The sequence below is a fragment of the Bradyrhizobium lablabi genome (assembly GCF_001440475.1).
GTDB lineage: Bacteria > Pseudomonadota > Alphaproteobacteria > Rhizobiales > Xanthobacteraceae > Bradyrhizobium > Bradyrhizobium lablabi.
In genome coordinates this window covers 1029-1242 of record NZ_LLYB01000047.1, presented here as the reverse complement: position 1 = coordinate 1242, position 214 = coordinate 1029, and the positions used below count along the sequence as shown (strand labels likewise).

General features: G+C 66.4%; 1 pseudogene. It reads left to right on the top strand.

Features of this window, described 5'->3' with window-relative positions:
* Positions 1-214, top strand: a pseudogene (locus CQ14_RS45810) (flagellin); the annotation flags it as partial.

The window sequence follows — 214 nt, the reverse complement described above, 5'->3', positions numbered from 1 at the left end:
CGAGACCGGCAAGTCGACGCTGAGCATTACCGGCGTCAACTTCAACGCCGCGGGCCTCGGCCTGGCGGCCCTGACCAGCGGCACCGACTTCATCGACAACGCCGCGACCAACAAGGTCGTCGCCAGCCTGAGCAGCGCCTCGACCTTGCTGCGCACGCAGGCTTCCGCCCTGGGTTCGAACCTGTCGATCGTGCAGATCCGTCAGGACTTCTCG